Origin of the sequence: Pseudoalteromonas luteoviolacea (assembly GCF_000814765.1) — a bacterium.
GTDB lineage: Bacteria > Pseudomonadota > Gammaproteobacteria > Enterobacterales > Alteromonadaceae > Pseudoalteromonas > Pseudoalteromonas luteoviolacea_H.
The window spans coordinates 104,938-125,181 of the sequence record NZ_JWIC01000003.1; the positions used below are offsets into that span (position 1 = coordinate 104,938).

At 41.2% G+C, this 20,244-nt stretch carries 17 protein-coding genes; 4 read left to right on the forward strand and 13 right to left on the reverse strand.

Features of this window, described 5'->3' with window-relative positions; translation table 11 throughout:
* Position 1: 1 nt before the first annotated feature.
* The 3 genes from JF50_RS01885 to JF50_RS01895 form a co-directional block, all read right to left on the reverse strand.
* Positions 2-913 (reverse strand): M14 family metallopeptidase, encoded by a 912-nt coding sequence (locus JF50_RS01885; RefSeq protein ID WP_039607816.1) that lies wholly within the window; start codon positions 911-913, stop codon positions 2-4.
* Positions 914-974: 61 nt separating this feature from the next.
* Positions 975-1,385: a hypothetical protein gene (locus JF50_RS01890; RefSeq protein ID WP_039607817.1), complete on the reverse strand. Its 411-nt coding sequence runs from the start codon at positions 1,383-1,385 to the stop codon at positions 975-977.
* Between the two features lie 107 nt (positions 1,386-1,492).
* Complete coding sequence (locus tag JF50_RS01895; protein ID WP_152614438.1) at positions 1,493-2,272, reverse strand: hypothetical protein; 780 nt, start codon at positions 2,270-2,272, stop codon at positions 1,493-1,495.
* 224 nt (positions 2,273-2,496) lie between these two features.
* Between JF50_RS01895 and JF50_RS01900 the strand changes: the two genes are divergently transcribed.
* Positions 2,497-2,859: a hypothetical protein gene (locus JF50_RS01900; protein WP_039607819.1), complete on the forward strand. Its 363-nt coding sequence runs from the start codon at positions 2,497-2,499 to the stop codon at positions 2,857-2,859.
* 28 nt (positions 2,860-2,887) lie between these two features.
* On the opposite strand, the gene JF50_RS01905 is transcribed toward JF50_RS01900, so the two are convergent.
* From JF50_RS01905 to JF50_RS01930, 6 genes are all read right to left on the reverse strand, one after another.
* Positions 2,888-4,360, reverse strand: coding sequence for a carboxypeptidase M32 (locus tag JF50_RS01905; RefSeq protein ID WP_039607820.1), 1,473 nt, complete (start codon positions 4,358-4,360; stop codon positions 2,888-2,890).
* On the reverse strand, positions 4,360-5,298 hold the full coding sequence (locus JF50_RS01910; protein WP_039607821.1) for a LysR family transcriptional regulator: 939 nt from the start codon (positions 5,296-5,298) through the stop codon (positions 4,360-4,362). Before JF50_RS01910 ends, JF50_RS01905 begins: the two co-directional genes overlap by 1 nt.
* Complete coding sequence (gene aceK / locus JF50_RS01915; protein ID WP_039607822.1) at positions 5,295-7,028, reverse strand: bifunctional isocitrate dehydrogenase kinase/phosphatase; 1,734 nt, start codon at positions 7,026-7,028, stop codon at positions 5,295-5,297. The genes JF50_RS01910 and aceK overlap by 4 nt, the downstream gene beginning before the upstream one ends.
* A 235-nt stretch (positions 7,029-7,263) precedes the next feature.
* Positions 7,264-7,737: a hypothetical protein gene (locus JF50_RS01920; protein ID WP_039607823.1), complete on the reverse strand. Its 474-nt coding sequence runs from the start codon at positions 7,735-7,737 to the stop codon at positions 7,264-7,266.
* A 98-nt stretch (positions 7,738-7,835) separates the two neighbouring features.
* Positions 7,836-9,329, reverse strand: a complete 1,494-nt coding sequence (locus JF50_RS01925) for a DUF3413 domain-containing protein (protein ID WP_039607824.1) — start codon at positions 9,327-9,329, stop codon at positions 7,836-7,838.
* A 4-nt stretch (positions 9,330-9,333) separates the two neighbouring features.
* Positions 9,334-9,546 (reverse strand): DUF1414 domain-containing protein, encoded by a 213-nt coding sequence (locus JF50_RS01930; protein WP_039607825.1) that lies wholly within the window; start codon positions 9,544-9,546, stop codon positions 9,334-9,336.
* A gap of 66 nt (positions 9,547-9,612) precedes the next feature.
* On the opposite strand from JF50_RS01930, the gene yejK reads away from it, so the two are divergent.
* Positions 9,613-10,623, forward strand: coding sequence for a nucleoid-associated protein YejK (yejK, locus tag JF50_RS01935; RefSeq protein ID WP_039607826.1), 1,011 nt, complete (start codon positions 9,613-9,615; stop codon positions 10,621-10,623).
* Between the two features lie 118 nt (positions 10,624-10,741).
* Here yejK and JF50_RS01940 read toward each other — a convergent pair whose 3' ends face one another.
* From JF50_RS01940 to JF50_RS01950, 3 genes are read right to left on the reverse strand one after another with little or no spacing between them, the layout of a single operon-like run.
* Positions 10,742-11,737, reverse strand: a complete 996-nt coding sequence (locus JF50_RS01940) for an LPP20 family lipoprotein (protein ID WP_039607827.1) — start codon at positions 11,735-11,737, stop codon at positions 10,742-10,744.
* On the reverse strand, positions 11,727-12,341 hold the full coding sequence (locus JF50_RS01945) for a penicillin-binding protein activator LpoB (protein WP_039607828.1): 615 nt from the start codon (positions 12,339-12,341) through the stop codon (positions 11,727-11,729). Before JF50_RS01945 ends, JF50_RS01940 begins: the two co-directional genes overlap by 11 nt.
* Positions 12,338-14,059: a hypothetical protein gene (locus JF50_RS01950; protein ID WP_235423387.1), complete on the reverse strand. Its 1,722-nt coding sequence runs from the start codon at positions 14,057-14,059 to the stop codon at positions 12,338-12,340. Before JF50_RS01950 ends, JF50_RS01945 begins: the two co-directional genes overlap by 4 nt.
* Positions 14,060-14,264: 205 nt before the next feature.
* On the opposite strand from JF50_RS01950, the gene JF50_RS01955 reads away from it, so the two are divergent.
* Together JF50_RS01955 and JF50_RS01960 are read left to right on the forward strand one after the other, a co-directional pair.
* Positions 14,265-14,843: an LPP20 family lipoprotein gene (locus tag JF50_RS01955; protein ID WP_039607829.1), complete on the forward strand. Its 579-nt coding sequence runs from the start codon at positions 14,265-14,267 to the stop codon at positions 14,841-14,843.
* Between the two features lie 45 nt (positions 14,844-14,888).
* Positions 14,889-16,217: a murein transglycosylase domain-containing protein gene (locus tag JF50_RS01960; protein WP_080760069.1), complete on the forward strand. Its 1,329-nt coding sequence runs from the start codon at positions 14,889-14,891 to the stop codon at positions 16,215-16,217.
* Positions 16,218-16,512: 295 nt separating this feature from the next.
* Here the strand turns inward: JF50_RS01960 and rne are convergent, their stop codons facing one another.
* Positions 16,513-19,857 (reverse strand): ribonuclease E, encoded by a 3,345-nt coding sequence (gene rne, locus JF50_RS01965; RefSeq protein WP_039607830.1) that lies wholly within the window; start codon positions 19,855-19,857, stop codon positions 16,513-16,515.
* Between the last annotated feature and the right edge of the window lie 387 nt (positions 19,858-20,244).

Sequence of the window (20,244 nt, forward strand, 5' to 3'; positions counted from 1 at the left end):
TTTAGAGGGTATTGAGGTGTTTGATCACACCAACGATTGCTGCGACCTGTCCATCTGTACACTCTTGCTCAGAAGTATTTTTACTATCAGGATATACTTCGGTTGTTGTTACAAAACGAGCTTGCGTGAAGCCCATACAAAGCCCTAGGGCAGTTGCATCGTAGTTGATCACACCAAATTGCTCAATATCGACGCCAATCAGTTGTGCGTTTTCATCGGCATCGGCAATATGTGTCACTTTTTGGACTTGCTCAATAATGCACTTTTGAAATGTGGGTTCTGGCTTTTGCGTATGACCAACCAAGTAAAACCCATCTGGTATATTCCAATTGTGATTTATTTTTCCGTCTCGGGCGGCTAGCGCAGGGCGAAATTCACTATTGTCTGTGTCCGTTGTTTCATGCAAATCAATATGTGCGATGATGTTCGCTGAGTCACGATTTACATATTGCATTGCATAATATGACTCTAGAGCCGGGCTATTACTATAAAAAGATCGGTTAGGGTCAATCGCATTAGGGTTCCACCTATTGATGGTTTCGAAACCCCAGGGGCTAATGCACGGCAAAATTATAAAGTTAAATCTATCTGTATAGCGAGACATATGGTGCTTTGCAAATGCTAAAGCGCCCATGACACCACTGGTTTCGTATCCGTGCACACCACCTGTGATCAGAATAGTCGGTTGCTCGGTATTGATGTTTTTATTTTTTAGCGCGAACAACGGATAATTATCATCTTGATAATTTAATGAACCGTACTCTTCTATATCACATAGGGCATTGAGTGCTTCAATCTCACTGATAACCAGTGCTTTATAACAGCGCTTTTTTAATTGGGAACTTAACCAAAGATTTTTCTCTGCTTCTCCCCAAGGTATTCCTGGTGTGCCTATTTGATATTGCTGCGACATGATTTAACTCTCATTGGATTTTTTTGCGATCCTAAGTTGATTGCTCACTAATGGCAAACTTTTAAGCTAGGTAACCAAGCTGAGCGAGTGATCTTTTTTGTGCTTTAGAGATTTTAAATGCCAGTAATGTGATTGTTTTTTCATAAGTATGAATTTGAATTACTTTGAGCCCAAGTACATTTCTCGTGGTGAGTTTTTGGATCTCTTCTGATGGAATAAATTGTCTTTTTGCAAACAGGTTTAAGTAGGAAAACCCTTGATTACAGATTGTCACCTTTTTTTGTCCTGAGACGGTCAACATAAAATGCACAAGCGCTATAAACAGTGCTGAAATCGCGATAATAAATTGTAAAGCAGCTAGTTGAGATAATTGCATTTCAAGAAATAATTTTGCAGCGCTCAGTAGTACTAACGAGACTAGTAAAATGATTATGTAGAATAATATATTAACCTGAAGCCTTAGCTCTTTCATTTTTAATTCCTATTGTCTATCTGTGTTTTTTTTAAGTTTGGGAAAGATATTGGAACAAAATGGAGTAAATATGAATCTGAGCACGATTTGTTAAAAACACGATTTTTCTATGGGATTTTACGCCATTTATCAACCAAAACGTTTAGAAAACCACATTTTCTATAAGATTCTTCAATGAACTTTGTATTTCTAAGCTGTTTTATGCCCAATTCTAGAGCATCGAAAATCGCTTGACTGTGTTGGTACTTTTTGCTTACAACAAAGTGACGACTATCCTGAAGTGCAACTTTAATACCTTGAATAGCTTTCACTTTATAGCCTTTTCCAGTGTACCTGAAAGGGGTTTGATTGTTGAATGGTATAAGCATAATGTCAACCCACTTATTGCTTACTAAGCGGGCCATAATTGTCCAGTCTGATTCATTATACAGTTGTTTCGGTTTTAATTGCATGATTGTTGACCAATCAACCGTCCATGCTTTGTTACTAATAACAGTAACTTGCGAAAAGTCCTGCTGGATCATCTGACCTAATGTTTCAGAACGCTCTTCTGCAGTGTAAACACCAGCATAGTATTCCCCTTTTCTGATGATAGGTGCTGAGATAAAGACACTATCGTTCAACGCCTGTGCTTGTGAAAGCCACAATGTATCGACACTGATGATGGACATACCTGATTGAAGTAGGATCTCTTCTCGCTCTTCATGGTCAATCATAAAAAATTGTAATGATACGTTTGCCTTTCCTTCAATCAGTGCCCGCTGAATAATAATTAAATCGACAACGTCCCTTTGACATAAGGGATGATCGAATATATCTGGAGATATGTCTTTAACGTCACGATTGTTGAGAATCGTTTGTGCATAACCATAAATATCTCTGTTCACTGGAACAGACAGGACGTAACTTGTCAGAGCGAAGCTGCAAGAGGTGTAGAGTAACAATGAGAGTATAACGAGTTTCTTGGACATTTTTGACCATTTTAATTGCCCAACTTTAAGGCTAGTGTATGGATGACAACTTGTATATTTTTTAAGTGACAATATCGTTGTAGTTTTATATGTTCAATAAAGTGCCATACAAGGCATACCGTCAATTGAAGGAGTCAATAATGAAGTTTGAACAACTATTATCACATCTAGACAGCGGCGTGTGTGTTGAGCAGTTGCAAAAAGAGTCGCTACTTGATATTGCGCTCATGTCTCAGTGTGTCTGTGGTGAAATTAAACCCAGCGAGTTAAGCCATATTTTACAATGGGCTAATTCATTGCAGTGGAGCGCATCGATTTCGTTGAATGAGTACGTTGAAGAGTCTCTCACTAAGTGTTTAGTCGCGTTAAAAAGCAACAGGATGCAAAGTTTTATAGATCACCGGATGCAACAAATCGAAGACGCACCGCTCAAAGATACAGCCCAATTTTTGATAAATAAAATAAATACTGTAAGCAAGCAGAAAGCTGAAGCTAACATATAGCTATGCGTTTATATTAGCTTGCTGATATTTATCTATAGCGCTGTCGCAAATGAGACTGAAATATATGTGGGTCAAGCGCACTACCTGTTGCTTGGATAAGTAATTCTTCTGTGGTCAAGGTGCTTGCTTTTTGCCAGATATGTATATTCAACCAATCATAAATAGGTGTGAAATTACCGCTACTGATATGTGCTGAAATATCAATAACTTTGGCCATTGCATGTTTGAACTGAGCGGCATACATTGCGCCTAGTGTATAGCTTGGAAAATAGCCAAAACTGCCATCTGTCCAGTGAATATCTTGCATGCAGCCATCTTTGTAGTTGCCTTTTGTGGAAATGCCCAGTAGCTGAGACATTTTTAGATCCCATAGCTCTGGAATGTCAGTTGCGTTTATCTTGCCGTTAATGATGTCTCTTTCAATGTCGTACCGTAAGATGATGTGTGCAGGGTAAGTCACTTCGTCTGCATCAACACGGATCAAGCTAGGCTGCACGCGTTGAAGTTGAGTTTGCAGGTTTTCGGTCGTATTCACAGATGTATACTCGGGAAAATAGTGCGCAGCACGTTGACTCAGTAGGGCGATAAATTCAGCGCTTCTCGCAATTTGCATTTCATAAAATAGCGATTGGGATTCATGAATACCCATAGAACGGGCTTTGCCAACAGGCAGTTTATTGATTGCCTTTGGTAGATTTTGTTCGTAACAAGCATGTCCTGTTTCATGGATCACGCCCATCATGGCATTGACAAAATCTGCTTCATCATAACGTGTTGTTATACGGGTATCTTGGCTGGTCCCACCACAAAATGGGTGCACGCTTGTATCTAAGCGGCCATGGTCGAAATTAAACCCGAGTAATGTCATTAGCTCATGAGCAAGCTGCGCTTGCTTTGGTATTGAGTATGTAGCTTCTATTTGTGGGTTATTGTTTTGACTGGCTTCTTGAATAAACTGTGGCAGCCAAGAAGTCATATCATCAAATAACTGGTCTACTTGAGCACTTCTCATCCCCGGCTCATAAATATCTAACATTGCATCGTAAGGTGTTAGTTCTGAAGCAGTTGCACGTATTTGGGCTTCTTCTTGGCTCAGTGCCACAACGGGAGCAAAGTTTTTGATAAAACCGTGCCAGTCATTTTCATTTCTTTGAGTACGCCATTGATGTTCACATTTTGCACCGGCTAGACTTTTTGCTTTAACCAGCTCAGAAGGTAACACTGTTTTCATCTGCCATACTCTGAACATTTCACGTATGCAGACTTGTTGTGATGGTATCAACTCTTCTTGTTTCACATTATCGAAAAGTTCTGCTAAGTGAGGGGCGGTATGAAGTGCATGAAGGTGAACGGCTAGTTCAGCCATCGCTTCCGCTCGGCTATCAGAGCCTCCAGAGGGCATCATGGTTGCCTGATCCCATCCACAAATAGCATGGAGGTGTTCAAAGTTATTAATTGATTGATAATGCTCGACTAGCTTCTGATAACTTGTACTTGCCATTACTTGATTTCCTCCGCAACTTCGGCAATTTTTTGTCTCAGCCAAACGTGGCTTGCATCTCTATGCAGTAACGGACTCCAAATCATATCAAGTTCAAATGGCGGGATAGGAAAAGGCGGTTCTAAAATGGCCAGTGAAGCATCGTCTCTATATATGTTCGCAGCTTTAGAGGGCAGTGTGGCAATTAAGTTTTGCTCTTTGGCTAGGTGAATAGCAACATGGTAATTTCGAGTAAAAGTGGCGATATTACGGTGTTTCCCGAAGTTCGCAAGTGCTTCATCTACCCAACCGAGTTTTTGTACATCTTCGGGATTCATACCTACACCGACACCAAATCCAGTTTTGCTGACCCATATATGACGTGCGTTCAAATATGCATCTAGCGTGAAGTCTTCTTTGATTGGGTTGTCGGATTTTACGAGGCAGCTAAAGCTATCTTTCCATATTTGTTTGTAGTGGAAAGATTGTGGCAGATTTTCAAAACGGTTGATTGCCATATCAACTTTACCATTCTCAACATCGTGAAAGGTAACATCACTGGGGGTGAGGATATCGAGCGTTGTATCCGGTGCTTCGTTGTGTAATTTGGCCAGTAATTTCGGTGCGAGTGTACTGGCAGCATAATCACTGGCCATAATTCTAAATACACGTTTACTTTGACTTGCTTCAAACTCCCTATTTGGCGCTAACGTTTCTTCTAATGTCATCAGAATACCGCGTATCACAGGTTGCAACTCTAGTGCTCGCTCGGTCGGCACCATGCCCTCGCTGGTGCGAACTAAAATGGGGTCATTAAATAAATTACGCAGTCGTTTTAGGCCGTTACTCATTGCTGGCTGTGTAATACTTAGCTGGTTAGCTGCACGTGTTACATTACACTCTCGAAGAAGCGTATCTAAGTATACAAGCAAGTTAAGGTCGATTTTACTAATATTCACAATGTTCCTTTCTTGTTATTGTGATTTCCAAACCGCTGTTGCTGAGGGTATGGATAAACGTGTTTCGTGATATGTTGTCTTATATCCTGTTGAACATTTTGCCAGTATGTAGGTGTCAAAAGTTCAGGATGGAAACGTTTAAAAGCTGCCTTGAGTTTAGGGTTTGTCAGTACAAATGTACACATCTGCTCGGGAAATACATCGTTGGGTGCACAAGACAGTGTGCTCTGTCCAGAATACAAGTCATCAAGAGATGTTTGAGGCAACGCTTTAAAGCACATCTCAGTGAGATATTGCACTTCATCATAATCGTAAAAGATCACACGATTATGGCGGCTGACACCAAAGTTTTTTAGTAGCATATCACCTGGGAAAATATTGACGTGCAGCATTTCTTTGATGGCATGCCCATAATCTTTTATCACATCCTCAATTTGCTCATCTGTTGCGTCTTGTATGTAGAGGTTTAACGGTGTGATCCGCCTTTCAATGTACAGATGTTTGATGGTAATGAACTGGTCATCTTCAATGATACTTTGCGCTATTTTTTCTTTAATCAATTGCAAAAGCTTTGGGTCAATACGGTTTTTTGGGATCACAACATTAGAGTACTCAAGGGTGTCAGCCATCCGTCCAACTCGGTCATGGTTTTTGACCAATTGATATCTGGCCAAAACAGTTTCTCTGCCAAATGGTTTACTTGGGGCAAATTGATCTTTGATGACTTTAAATACATAAGGAAACGAGGGCAATGTAAACACCAACATCACCATCCCAGGCGTTCCAGGTGCGACTGAAAAACGCTCATTATTGGTGTGTTGGTGCTGTAAGAATGCGCGATAAAACTCTGTTTTACCATGTTTGTGAAACCCAATAGAGTTATATAATTCGGCGGTTGTTTTGCTCGGCATAAGTTGATTTAAAAAGCCAACCAATGCAGACGGTGCATGAGTTTCAACTAAGAAATAGGCTCGAGCAAAGCCAAAGATTAAACTCATCTGTGAAGCATTCGTGATCAAAGCGTCTATTTTGAGTTTCTCTTTGTTGTGATGTAGCAGTGCGATAATAAAAGGCTGTACACCAGAGCAAGATACAACTCGTCCCACTAAATAGGCACTTTTATTTCGGTAAAACGGTGATTTAAGTATGTCAAAACGCATTTTGAAGTGCTGGTGGTGGGTGTCTGGTGCTTGTTTTAAAAATGCTTTTTGCAGGAGCCGGATATCTTGTTTAACGTCGTAGAACTCATTCAATAGCCCTGTATCGGAAATAATCTTTTCAATTGTTTTTTGCAGGCCTTCTACAACAGGAAAATAGCTTCGATATTCGGCTTCTACCGGCAACTGTGATTTGGAGGATTGTGAACTATTTACAAATATATAGTCGTTCTTAAAATAACTATGATGGAAAAGGCGGCAAAAAACAGAGTTATAAAATGTTTCAGCAAGCTCTGCCTGTGGGTGAAATACAAGTAATTCAATGTAAACCTGCTTCACTTCACACCATAAATGGTCATTGATTTGATTGGAAGGAAAATGAAGCTGTAAAATATTAACAGTGTCTTGTACGCGCTGGTCATAATGACTAATGCGTAATTTATTGATCCGCTCTATGGTTGCCCACTGCTGTGTTAAAAAGGCGCTAGGGACTTTTGCGGTCATCTCCTGAAACAGCGAGTAGTGTTTCTTAAATCCTGAAATAATGAAAAAAGCAATCTCTTGATGATCCATAAAGATTCCTATTGTCGCATTAAAAAACCTATTTTTAGTTTATTTTTTAATTTTTATATCTAAGGTTTTTGAATTTAATGCTTAATGTGTGTTTTTTGTGATAGTCATACTCTAGCTTGAACTGTACGGGATTAGCAAATGTTGTTGGCCTGTGTCATGACAACTTCACGATGTTTTGAGAAAAGTTGCCACGAAGATGACCATGACGCTGATGACATGATAAATATATGGGTCTTTATTGAAGTCTTTTGAGCTTCTTTTCAATTTTAGCAATCTCTTTGTTGAGTACCTTAACTCTTTGTAAATAATCTTTATTAATGGACTTGAGCTGTTTCTTAACGTCTTTGACAGTGGCTTTGCGTTTGTCATCATTCATTAAACGCGTGACTCGCCTTTGTTGTTTTCTGGCTGCTTCATCTCGTTTTCTGCCAAGAATGGCGGCATGCTGTTTTTTTGCGCGTAAAGCATGTTTAAGATTGTGTATAATTTGTTTTCGTTCTAACTCATTGAGTGTTTTAAAGTGCTGTTCAGAGGGGATGTGTGCTTGCGGATCTGAGTGAGTTAATGTGTACTGTTGTGCGCTATTAGAACAAGGGTGTTGGCTAAAAATAGTGCTCTTATCGGTTACGCATTTATAGTATGACACGGTGGTTTCGGCATCACACATACCTGCAAACACTAATAACATTAAATATAAAGCAAATCTCATAGCAGACGTTTCCCTGTAGTCGCGCATTACATAACTATAGACGAAAATAAACAATATATAGGGATAAAAAAGAACAGTATAAAGAAAAAAGCACCTAATTAAGGGTTAGGTGCTTTTACGGTAAACTTTTTGAGAGATTTTATACTTTGAACAAGGAAAGGAATATCCATTTTTTGCTCAATCGGAAATCCTTCTTTGGCAGATATTTGCTTATGTCTACCATCATGATTGACCAAGATAATACGGTCTTTTTTGTAAGTGATTAAGACCCCTTGTGAGTAATTTACGCCTTGGTTCAATTCGCTTGCACCTACGACGTTACCTATCATTGTTTGGGAGGCGAGGGCTCCACACTCAAAATGTTTGTCTAGCAAGGTCACCATTATATCTGTTCCCTGCATAAGCCCGTTATGCTCTGAAAAGTAGGGCAAGTTCGTGTGTAATGTAGTTTGTGAAACAATGTCACTGCCCAATGCAGGCTCAATCACAATAAATAAAGTATCGTTTTTTAATTCTGGAAACTCAGGGGTAAAATGAAATCTAATTTTGCTATCGTCAGATTGGCGTTTGAGATAATCAAATTCACCTTTACCTGCAACGGATAATACATTATTGATGTTCCATACTGGAGGTAAACCTTGTTCAGTAATGGTGTCTCGATAATAGGCCGGCAAGCCATAAACTAAATTAAAAGCATGATCTTTTTTGTCAGTAGGCACCAATACTTGTGGATGAATGAACACCGCTTTGCTCTGAAGTGCTGGGGTGTTTTTCAACGCGGTATCAAGTACAAAAATATCTATTGCAGGCGCATTAAATTCACAAGACTGAACATTTTTTGGCGGTTGAAAATGAGAGGTCGCATTTTCTAACCGAACGGTCCTTGCTTGCTCATACTCATTTAAATCAAGTAACTCATGTCTAGCAAGTAAGGTTTTAGCTGTTGTAGGGTAAGATAATGGCAATACATTATCTTGTTTTGTTACGTCAAAATAATTGTTGGCATCTGCCCACACATGCATTAAGTGACTCGTTGCAAAACATGTCACTAAAAAGGCGGTAGCATATTTCGGAAATCGATACGACTTTAGTTTTTCTAAATGGTGCCACGCGTGATTGCCAACAATTAACTCAAAACAAAAAATAGCTGAAAATCCAAGAATTATCAGTATACCAGTAAAAACTGACATGCCATTAAGCATGCCGAGTAACAAGGTAATTATTTCGGGTAATGTTTGAAAACTTAAATGGTAACCATGCTGATAGTACACAAACGCATCTAGGCAGAGAATTGAAATGCCAAATGTCGCAATGAGCGCAGCCATACCACGAATATGCCGTGGATATGGGAAGACCAAACTCAGTGGAAACACGGTTAACACAAACGCACAAAACGTGATAAAGCTAGTATGGCTTATCCAGGTGACAAGCATGTATACCCAGCCAAGCACACTACTCGGTGCTGCATCTGCCGCTAAGTAAGCTAGTGCAATAATAAGCACTAGCCCTATGTTAGCAAAGGTAAACCAGTGTCCCCAACTTAGCAGTTGACTTGCTTTAGAAGAAAAAGGACTGTGTGGTGTTAAATTCATTCCGTTACTTTACCGATTGAGTAAGCGCCTTCGCAAAATTATCTGTGACTTCTTGTCTTTTACTCTCTGGCACATGTTCTTTTAAGATGTGCGTGATAGAATTTCCTAAACACATTAAACTTAAGTCGACAGGTGCTTTGTGCTCTTGAAGTACATTGATTAAACTATCAACAATTTGTTCTACTTGTTCATTGGAATATTTAGACTGAATTGGCATCGGTTGGTTCAAATTAATATAGTTACAATTCTTCATATTCTAACACCAGAGGCGTTAAAAACAAAGATGAGCATTGAGGTGAAAAAGCTTGTTGTACATTATGTAGACAAGCAAGACGAAGAAACGCAAATCCATTTACGTGAAGATGAAATGATCATTAATGATCGGGTCAATGTTTTTATTGAGCAATTGCACCATGCGTATAATGGAAAACCGGGAAAAGGGTTTTGTGCGTTTGATGGTGATAAAAACAGTACGGTAGCATCAGCAATGCAAAGTTACCGTAATAATGAGCTCGGTTTTTGGCACTTAACACAACAGGCTACTGAAGTGTTAAAAGAAGAGCTCAATAAATATGCGTTTCATGAAACTGGTTATTTAGTTTTTTGCCATTATCAATATGTCGGCTGTGATTATATGTTAATTGCCCAAATTAGCATTAAAGAGCACTATTCCATTACATCGGAGTTAGATTTAGCCAGTTCAAGACATTTGGATATTTCTCGAATGCAGTTAGCCGCACGCATTGATCTAACCGCATGGGATACTCAGGCTGACGAAAATCGTTATATCTCTTTTATTAAAGGGCGAGCGGGTCGAAAAGTTGCCGACTTTTTCTTAGATTTTTTGGGATGTGCTGAAGGCGTTGATCCCAAGCAGCAGTCTCAGACTATGCTGCATGCGGTAGAGGACTACTTGGCTGAACAACAGTTTGAAAAAGCTGAAAAAGATGTGATCAGAAAAGAAGTGTTTGATTATTGCAACGACTGTATTAACAGTGGTGAAGATGCTGACATCGAAGGCTTATCTGACACATTATCAAAATCGTCAGACGTCCAATTTGAAGACTTTTATAAAGAGCAGGGCTACGAGCTTGAAGAGTCATTTCCACTTGATAAGAAGACAGTGACTGCGATGGTCAAGTTTTCAGGTATGGGAGGGGGTGTCAGTGTTGGTTTTGAGCGAAAGCACTTAGGCGAGCGAGTGATTTATGATCCAGTTAGCGACACTTTAACAATCAAAGGTGTTCCACCTAATTTAAAAGATCAGCTAGAGAAGTACTCTCAAGAAAATTAATAAGGCCAGAATGAAGTGACTCTATTTTGTTTGGCGTCATTTCTAAGCGGTCAAAAAGGCCTGATTTAGATATTGCATCTGACTCAGGCCTTTCATTATAAAAGCACTCAAGTGCTAACTAAGATTTTCCTGTCACAACAAACTGCGCTAATTGCTGACCTAACTTATCGGCAAGTTTGCCCATGGCATTGCTTTTTGCTGTGTCTTTAAAGCTTGAAGCCGCTTTCACCTTCGCATTGAAATGGGCTTTTTCTTCACCTTGTTCTTTAACTACAAGGTAGCTTTCAGCAAGGCTATAGTACGTACCTGATTTTTCCATGTCTTGCCAATCAACACGGAAACTCAAGTCGAAATCAGCGTTGTGATGTGTGACCTTGATACCTTGGGTAGTGAGCGCTTTCGCAAGCATATCCCTGACTTTTAAGTGTTTGTTACTGTCTGCATTAATACTAAAGCTAATATCATTTAGTAGTGCATCTGCTAACTCCAGTTTGGTACGAACTGGGTTTGGCATACTGACATGCGCAGCTTGAAGCATTTGCAAATAGTTGTTGTACTTGTCTCGCTTCACACCCAATTCTTTTAATGCAACCGCACTTTTCATTGCCAAACTTTTACTTTGAGTTGGTGATAACTGAAAGTGACTGATTTCGTCATCGATGGCATTAATTGATAACTCAGTTTGCATCACAGCTTCAGTACGATTAAATGCGGCCAATGCGTACAGAGTCTTATTGTCAGCACTGATATATTCATCTTCTATCTTTACCCCTTGCAATTGGATATTGGGCACTTGTGATTGAATATACTCGTCAATATGAAACGTCATTGATTTGTTATCCGCTTGTTGACTGATTGTCGTATTAGCAGAGATCGTGACATTTAGCTGTTTTGCTAATGCTAAGCGAGCGGACTCTTGCGCCGCGAGTTTAGCTTGCTGTAAGTCGCCTGTATTTTGAGCGCTCCCAACACCATACACCATATAGCTAGAAGCGGGGGTGACAGAAACCCATTGTGGCGTAGCACTTTGTTTTACCTGGCTCGCTGAGTTACTCTGGCAGCCTGTTAGTAAAGTGGCGGCTATTATTATCGCTAAAAGCGGTTTAGAAGCCAAAACGTGAACGCTCCTGCAGTTTTTGTATTTTCTTCTGTCCATTCCATACCTCACGGTTTGTAGTCATGTCTATTAAACGCAAGTCAACTTGATAAAAAGTGGCGCGATCACCACCTTGCTCATCAACGAAAGAGTTGATAGTGCCTGACAGTGCGTAATCAGCGCCGTATTCTTGCCCCATTTCATTTTGAGTTTCTAGACTAGAGTTTAACTCTTGATCTTTTCTCTCTTCACGTATTTCGCGACGTACATCTTTATTGGCGACGAAATCCGCTTGGCCGCTACGTAAAATTGAACGTTTTAAGTCATTCAAAAATGTATCTACAGCGATATGTTGATGTGATTTGTTACGTACCGATTGGATGATGATAGCAGGTTTAGACCCTTCTCTTTGTAAGTGATCGTTCACCCATGGAAAGCTTAACATGTCGTTGATCATGGCTTCTGCAACGAGTTGAGAGTCCTTTGCATTCCATTTGTCAGATAATGCAACCTCTTGATTTGCATCAACTCGTTGCACTTTGGTTGATGAACAGCCAGAAAGAGCAAGCGTACAAGCTACAAATAGCGGAGTAAGTTTTAGTAAGGTCTTATTACATTTCATAACAATTTTCCATTAAAAAAAGTTGAATCTGTGGTTTGGGCACGTACTTTATTTAAGAAAGTACGTGTATGCCAAAGCGTAATATCATCGACTATTTGTATCGTTTCAGTTTGTTCGATCACTTGTCCTGATGATAAATGTGTTTTAAGAGTGATTACGTGTTTTCCCTTGGTTATTGGGAGTTGAACATAGTTAATTTGTGCAGGTAAAGATTGCCATTGCCTTAAATCAGCAGAGGCAGTCACGGCATTGACAACCGAAGTGGCTAGTTTTGCAAATCCAGAAAATGAGGCGTCTAATCCAGTTGCAGAAATCGCTTTTTGTGCCGTCATCGCTTTTACTATTTCCCTCGCCAATGCAATTTGAATTTCAGAATTCGCGTTATTTAGAGCATCTTGGAGTGTGAGTAAGCTGACAGAATATATCTTGTTTAAAGTAGCGACTTTTTGGTTCCCTACCCACACTTCGGAATGATTTATTTGCTTTTGTACTGGCTCAAGGTAGGTGACTGAAATACGACTACCATATTCAAGGGCACTGACAAGACCTAGATCCACGGCATCTTCCCAAAGAGGGCCCAAAGGAATGCGTTTAGTAAGGGCACCCATGGCAACATCGCCAATATCGCCCGAAGCATAGTTTTGGATCAGGTCAAAGAGACTGGTATCGGCATAGAGCATTTGAAACCAGCGCATTTGGGCCTGCTGCTCTTGTCGCGTGCCCCAAAGGATAGGTGTCATAACCAGTGCTTTTGCTTCTTCGTCGATATTTAACAGTAGATTAAATTGTTTTCTTTGCGGGCCAATCCCAATGTTTTGCAAAATATTGAGAATGGGCTGAGCGGACTTCGTACTGTCACTCTTTAGCGCTTTCTTTAGTTTCGCAACTTCATTAGCGTAACCGCCAGCGGCTTGCATGACACGCAGTAAGTCAGTTTTTACTTGAGTAATGATGGAGCCATTAATATTGTATTGTTTAGCAAATCCGTTTTCGAAGGCTTGTAATGACCTTTGATATTGAAGCCTTGCAGCGTCTAACTCTCCACTTCGCTCAAACAGAATGCCGCTGATATAGTGGGCAAATGCATCATCTTTGTACTCTATATCTTTGAGCAAATCATTAGGGGCAAATAAAGGTCTAGTCAAATTATTGATTTGTCGAGTTAAGTTATCCAGACCAGATGGTTCTTGCTCGTTATCGTAACCACCAGACTTGTCTTTAATACCGATCAAATAAGTATCCAATTGACGCATTTCTACCAATGCAGAGTCAAGTAGAGCTTGACGTCCTGTACTAGCCTGATTGGCCAAGGCATTGTAGTTGAGCGCTTTATAAAAGTTTATCAGAGGACGATGGTATATTTTACCTGCGTAAGTGGTATAAGAGGGTCCACTGAGCAGGGCAAGTGCACTTTCAGAAATACTAATTGTATATTGTTCTTCTATGATTTGTTGTGCTTGGTCTAAAAGTTGATTGCTGAGTTGATAATTACCTTGCAGGTGATTGAGCATGCCCAGCTCTAAATAATGCAGCAGTTTACTTTTACCCGTGGCGGAGTAGTCCGAGCGAATCGTTTGTTTAGCTGTTTCAAACTGCCCCTGCTGCGCTAATAAAATGGCACTTTTATTAGCAGGTGTACTTTGACACCCAATTAACAAAAATGCATAAACTATTGTTAAGAAAGCAAAGTGCGATTTGTATACTATGTTATTTAGCACATTGACATCCATGACTTGTAAAAAACATGACAGTGACTATACCAATTAATTCAGTTATATTGTCAGCAAGTTTAAGATTTTTTTAATCTTTTTAAAGAATAAAGTTGTAAAAAATCGTTCTTACAATTTATTACTGTAATTAGCCTGACCTTTTGTTAAATTTAAATCATCGCTTTAGGCAATCAATCTTACGAAGGAAAATACCATGAAACTTAAATCGCTACTTACAACTGTGCTTGTTACAGGGATCTTGGCAGGTTGTAGCTCTACACAAGATAAGTCTGCTTCTCAATCGAAAGTAAATATTCCAGATTGGGTTTTAAATCCAACAATTGAGAACGGTATCGCTGCTGCAGATTGTGTTAAATTCTCTGGTAATATCTCAATTGACCAAAAAAGCTCAGTGGCTAACGCTCGTTTAGCATTGGCACAGCAAATTGAGACGCGTATTGAAGGCTTGGACAAAACATTTGCAAATCGTACAGATGCCAATGATGACACGACGGTTGGTTCTACGTTCAGTTCGGTATCAAAGCAGCTTACTAAGCAAACACTTAACGGCTCTCGTGTAAATAGAGCTGATGTAGTTGAGATAGGCGGTAAAGACTATTATTGTTCGCTCGTTGTATTATCTCCTCAGCTAACGCAATCGCTCTTTAAAGATGTGATCAAAGAGAGCAAAAAAGAAATCAACCCTCAAGATGAAAAGTTCTTATACCAAGAATTCAAAGCGTATAAAGCTGAAAAAGATTTAGAAAAAGAAATTGCTAGATTAACGAATTAATAAAGCGCGCTCTCAGGCGCGTTTTTTGCTTGTAAGGATTTTAAAGTGAAGAAAGTACTAGCACTAACAATCGCTTATCAATTTATGGCAAGTACTGTGTATGCCAGTACTGCAACACTTTTTGATGAGTTGTCACAAGAGATGCAAGGGTATGATAGCAAGAAGCAATCTAGCCCTAATTCCAGTTCAGAACAAACTGAATTTGAAAAATTCAAAGCTCAGCACTTAGGTGAATATGAGCAGTTTGTTGAACAGCATTTGGCAGAGTACGACGCGTTTAGAGATGAATTAATTAAAGAGTGGGGCGAAGCAAAGATCGCATCACAAAGTGAGTATGTCACATACTCTGAAGATAACCGCGCTCGACTTGAAGTTGATTTTGAACGCAATGAAGTTGTCTTGAGTATTCGTCACGAAGATGAAGGCGCGCCATCAAAGTCAGAGATACACAGAGAGTTTGAACGTTTTAGGCAGGCTGAAAGCGCCTTAATACAAAGTTTTTTTAATGGTGATCCAGCCTCACTGGATAAAGCGGCCATCCAAGACTATGAAATTGACAGAAACTTAAAAGTTAATGCCATCATCGATGCCAAGGCAAAGATAAAGCAGCAAACCGTAGAACAAAAGCAGTTGTTGGAGAAAAAAGCGGACGAACTGTTGGTTTCACCTGAAACGAGTGAAGCGGAAGTAGTGAGCAAACTGGTCAAAGATAAGGCTAAACTTGACCAATTGGAAGTAAAGCGCATACAAAATCTTGCGCAATCGGTAAGGCAAATAGCGGGACAAAATGATGAAAAAGTCACAAAAGTGACGATTAAGTTGCCGCAGGGGAGCTTAGCTAAAAAGCGTGCTTCAAATTACACTGAGAATATTGCCAAACATAGTGAGCGATTTGAAATTGAGCCAAGTTTAGTATTGGCGGTAATGCATACAGAGAGCCACTTTAATCCCCTTGCTAAGTCTCACATACCAGCATACGGCTTAATGCAGGTCGTACCTACTAGCGCGGGTGTCGACGTGAATCGTTTCTTATTTAAAATTGATGCACCTATGAGTGCGCCTTACTTATATGTGGTAAACAATAATATTGAAGCGGGGACGGCGTACTTGCATTTGCTCAATGACAGGTATCTGAGTCACATAAAGGACCCTTTAAGCAGAAAATACTGCATGATTGCCGCTTATAATACAGGTGCTGGTAACGTGGCGAGAGTATTCAATACCAATGATTCTCGCAATATTCGCGCTGCGGCGAAGATTATTAATTCAATGCCACCAGAGCGTGTTTTAGAGGCATTGCAAGCAGGGTTGCCTTACGATGAGACCAAGCATTACCTCAAAAAAGTATTAACTGCTGAAAAACTTTATATTTAAGCAAGCATGAGTAGCAAGTTTACTTGCTACTTTGATTGGCATGTTGCCATCCTGACCTGACCTGACCTGACCTGACCTGACCTGACCTGACCTGACCTGACCTGACCTGACCTGACCTGACCTGACCTGACCTGACCTGACCTGACCTGACCTGACCTGACCTGACCTGACCTGACCTGACCTGATTTGGTTTGACCTTAAACCAACGTAATTTTTAATGATTAGCTTAGAAGTGCGTAAAAAAAAACCAGTCAATAATGACTGGTTTTTTTATTTACGAACATGTCTCGGGCGTTTATTCGACCGCTTGCGGAGATGCCATTTGAGCACTTGCTCGGGCAGTAGGTGATTTAGAGCCTACTCCTAAGCCACTAGGCTTAATAGCCGCTCTTAGTTCGTTTGGCATAGCCTTAGGCACTGTAATGTCTACTAACGTGTCTACAGAGCTTGCTTTCGTCATAGGCGATGCTGATGTGCAGCTGTAACGTGTACGACTGCATGTTGCAAGCGCAGCTTCTGCTACAGGCGCAGCTTCTGCTACAGGCGCAGCTTCTGCTACAGGCGCAGCTTCTGCTACAGGTGCCGTTTCTGCTACAGGCGCAGCTTCTGCTACAGGTGCCGTTTCTGCTACAGGCGCAGGGTCTGCTACAGGCGCAGGGTCTGCTACAGGTGCAGGCTCTGCTACAGGTGCAGGTTCTGCTACAGGTGCAGGTTCTGCTACAGGTGCAGGTTCTGCTACAGGTGCCGCTTCTGCTACAGGTGCCGCTTCTGCTACAGGTGCCGCTTCTGCTTCAGGTGCAGGTTCTGCTACAGGTGCAGGTTCTGCTACAGGCGCAGGGTCTGTTACAGGTGCAGGTTCTGCTCCAGGTGCAGTTTCTGCTGCAGGTGCAGCTTCTGCTACAGGTGCAGTTTCTGCTACAGGTGCAGTTTCTGCTGCAGGTGCAGCTTCTGCTACAGGCGCAGTTTCTGCTACAGGCGCAGTTTCTGCTACAGGTTCTGCTACAGGCGCAGCTTCTGCTACAGGCGTAGTTTCTGCTACAGGCGTAGTTTCTGCTACAGGTGCAGTTTCTGCAATAGGTGCCTGTTCAGTCAAAGGAGTTGACTCAATCACAGGTACTTGTCCAGCTAGGGGGGCTTGCTCAATCGTTTGAGTCTCACCAGAGCGTTGTTGTGCTTCAAATTCAGCCGCAGCCTGATCAGCAACAGGCACAAAAGCAGGTGCAGACTGACGATTTGCTGATTCACCACGTTTACGTCTTTGTCCTGCTGCTCTTAGATGACGAGGAGAACGTCTCGAGCGAGTTTTTGCTTCACGCTTATCCGTGTCTGCTTCTTCAGTATGTTCAGCCACGGCTGCGACAGTCTCTGCTTGCTCATGTTCTTCAATGCTATTTGATTGAACAGCAGCTTCAGCTTTTTCCAACGTTTCCGAATCAGTGTGCTTCACCTCTGCAACTACTGGTGCTTCTTCAACAGGTTTAACCGGTTGCTCAGCGCGTACGGTCTCTATAGATGTTTGAGGTGCCTCCGTTGCAACGGTTTCTTGAGTCGTTTCAACTGGGTTTTCAACACGTACTTTCTTACGTAAATTGCGACGTTGACGACGTTGCTTAACAGGCTTCTCTTTTTGCTCCTGCTGAGTATCTTGTTTTTGATTCTCATTGCTAACAGTCTTTGGCTTATCAGAATCTACACGTTTACGGTTGTTTTGACGGCGTCGCTTGTTACGATTTTCAGAGCGTTCTTGGTTCTCTGAACGATCTTTATCTTCGCCTTTGCCTAGATTCTCGTTTGTTGTTGTCTCTTTCTGTGCATCACCACGTCCACGACCTTTACGTCTTTGATTGCGACGACGGTTGTCTTGCTTTCCACGGCGCTTTGGTTGCTGCTTCTTCTCTTCTTCTTTAGGTTGCTCCTCTTCAGAAGAGAGTAGGCCTTTTAACCAATTCGTTACGCGCGTAAAAAAACTAGGAGTTTGCTCAGACTTTTTAGACGTTAATGTCTGAGGTGCTTTCTTCACCTCTGGCTGAGAAGCCGGGGCTGGCGATGAAGGCATTACCACGCCTTTTAATACAGGCTCCTCTTTAGGAGTTGCCTGCGTCATTTGCACTTCTACAATATCAGCTTCTGGCTCTGCGACTTGCTCATAACTAGCAAGTTCAGGCACATCATCCTTACGAAGGCGAATAACCTCATAGTGTGGCGTTTCCAAATGTTGATTTGGAATAATGACAACGTGACAGTTGTGTCGTTTCTCAATACGCTGCACTGCACGACGCTTTTCGTTGAGTAAGAACGAACCGACTTTGACAGGCACTTGCGCATTGACCTGAGCAGTATTTTCTTTAATTGCCTCTTCTTCGATCAATCTCAGAATTGACAATGCGATAGACTCGTTGGAGCGGATTGTGCCTTGGCCACTACAACGTGGACATGTATGTTGGCTCGCTTCGCCAAGAGATGGACGCAAGCGTTGGCGTGACATCTCTAGAAGACCGAATCGTGAAATCTTACCGATTTGGACACGAGCTCTGTCAGCTCTAACTGCTTCTTTTAAACGATTTTCAACTTCGCGCTGGTGACGTGGCGGTGTCATATCTATGAAATCGATGACAATAAGACCACCAAGATCTCGGAGTCTTAATTGTCTGGCTATTTCATCTGCAGCTTCTAAGTTTGTATTAAGCGCTGTTTCTTCGATATCTCCGCCTTTTGTTGCTTTAGACGAGTTGATATCGATAGAAGTAAGTGCTTCTGTAGGGTCGATGACAATCGAGCCACCAGAAGGTAAGCGTACTTCGCGTTGGAATGCAGACTCAATTTGGCTTTCAATTTGATAGTGTGTGAATAATGGCACATCGTTTTTGTACAGTTTCACACGGTTTATAAAGTCTGGTCTGAAACGTTCGATGTGCGCTCTGGCTTCATCGAACACTTTTTGCTTATCAATTAAGATCTCACCAATGTCACGACGTAGGTAATCGCGAATAGCTCTGAAAATAACATTACTTTCTTGGTGGATTAAAAAAGGTGCTTTACGGCTGTCAGCAGCTTCTTGAATGGCTTGCCAATGTACTAGGAGTGCTTTTAAATCGTATTCAAGTTCCTCAAATGACTTGCCAACCCCCGCGGTGCGAACGATAAGCCCCATGCCTTTAGGAAGCTTGAGGCGGCTTAACGCTTCTTTAAGCTCGATGCGTTCATCGCCTTCAATACGGCGAGAAATACCACCGGCTCTCGGGTTGTTTGGCATGAGCACCAAATAACTACCAGCAACGCTGATAAAGGTCGTTAATGCTGCGCCTTTTTGTCCGCGCTCTTCTTTGTCGACTTGAACAATAACTTCCTGACCTTCTTTGATCACATCTTTGATATTTGGGCGACCATTAAACGTGTAGCCATCAGGGAAGTAAGTTTTAGCGATTTCTTTGAGGGGAAGGAAGCCGTGACGCTCTGCGCCATAATCGACAAAAGCAGCTTCAAGTGAGGGTTCAATACGGGTTATTTTGCCTTTATAAATATTGGCTTTCTTTTGTTCGTGACCTGGGCTCTCTATATCTAAATCGTATAGACGCTGGCCATCAACCAGTGCAACACGCATTTCTTCTTGCTGCGTTGCATTGATTAGCATGCGTTTCATATTTTCTTATACTCTATTTACTTTATTTATCTTCCCATACTTACATTGCGTCGGGGCGATAAAATTCTACTTATACTATTCTTGTGCGCCATTGCAGGCAGTTTAAATGTTCCTGTTACTGATGCAGTCTCACGACTGGGGAGAAGGGAACTTAGTCTGTTTTAACACTTATGCCTGAATCATATTGTCGACGGGTTAAAAAATAGCTTTTACTTTTGCTACAGAACTCGCTCGGGTTAAACACACCCACAAATTTACACAAGACACGATAGTTTTGCTTTTATTTACTCGTACGTCGCGTCTGGCGATACAAGGATGAACTGTTACACGCTTCACCTTATGCCAATTACACGTAATAATTGTCTTGGGTCGGAGATAAAAGCTTTG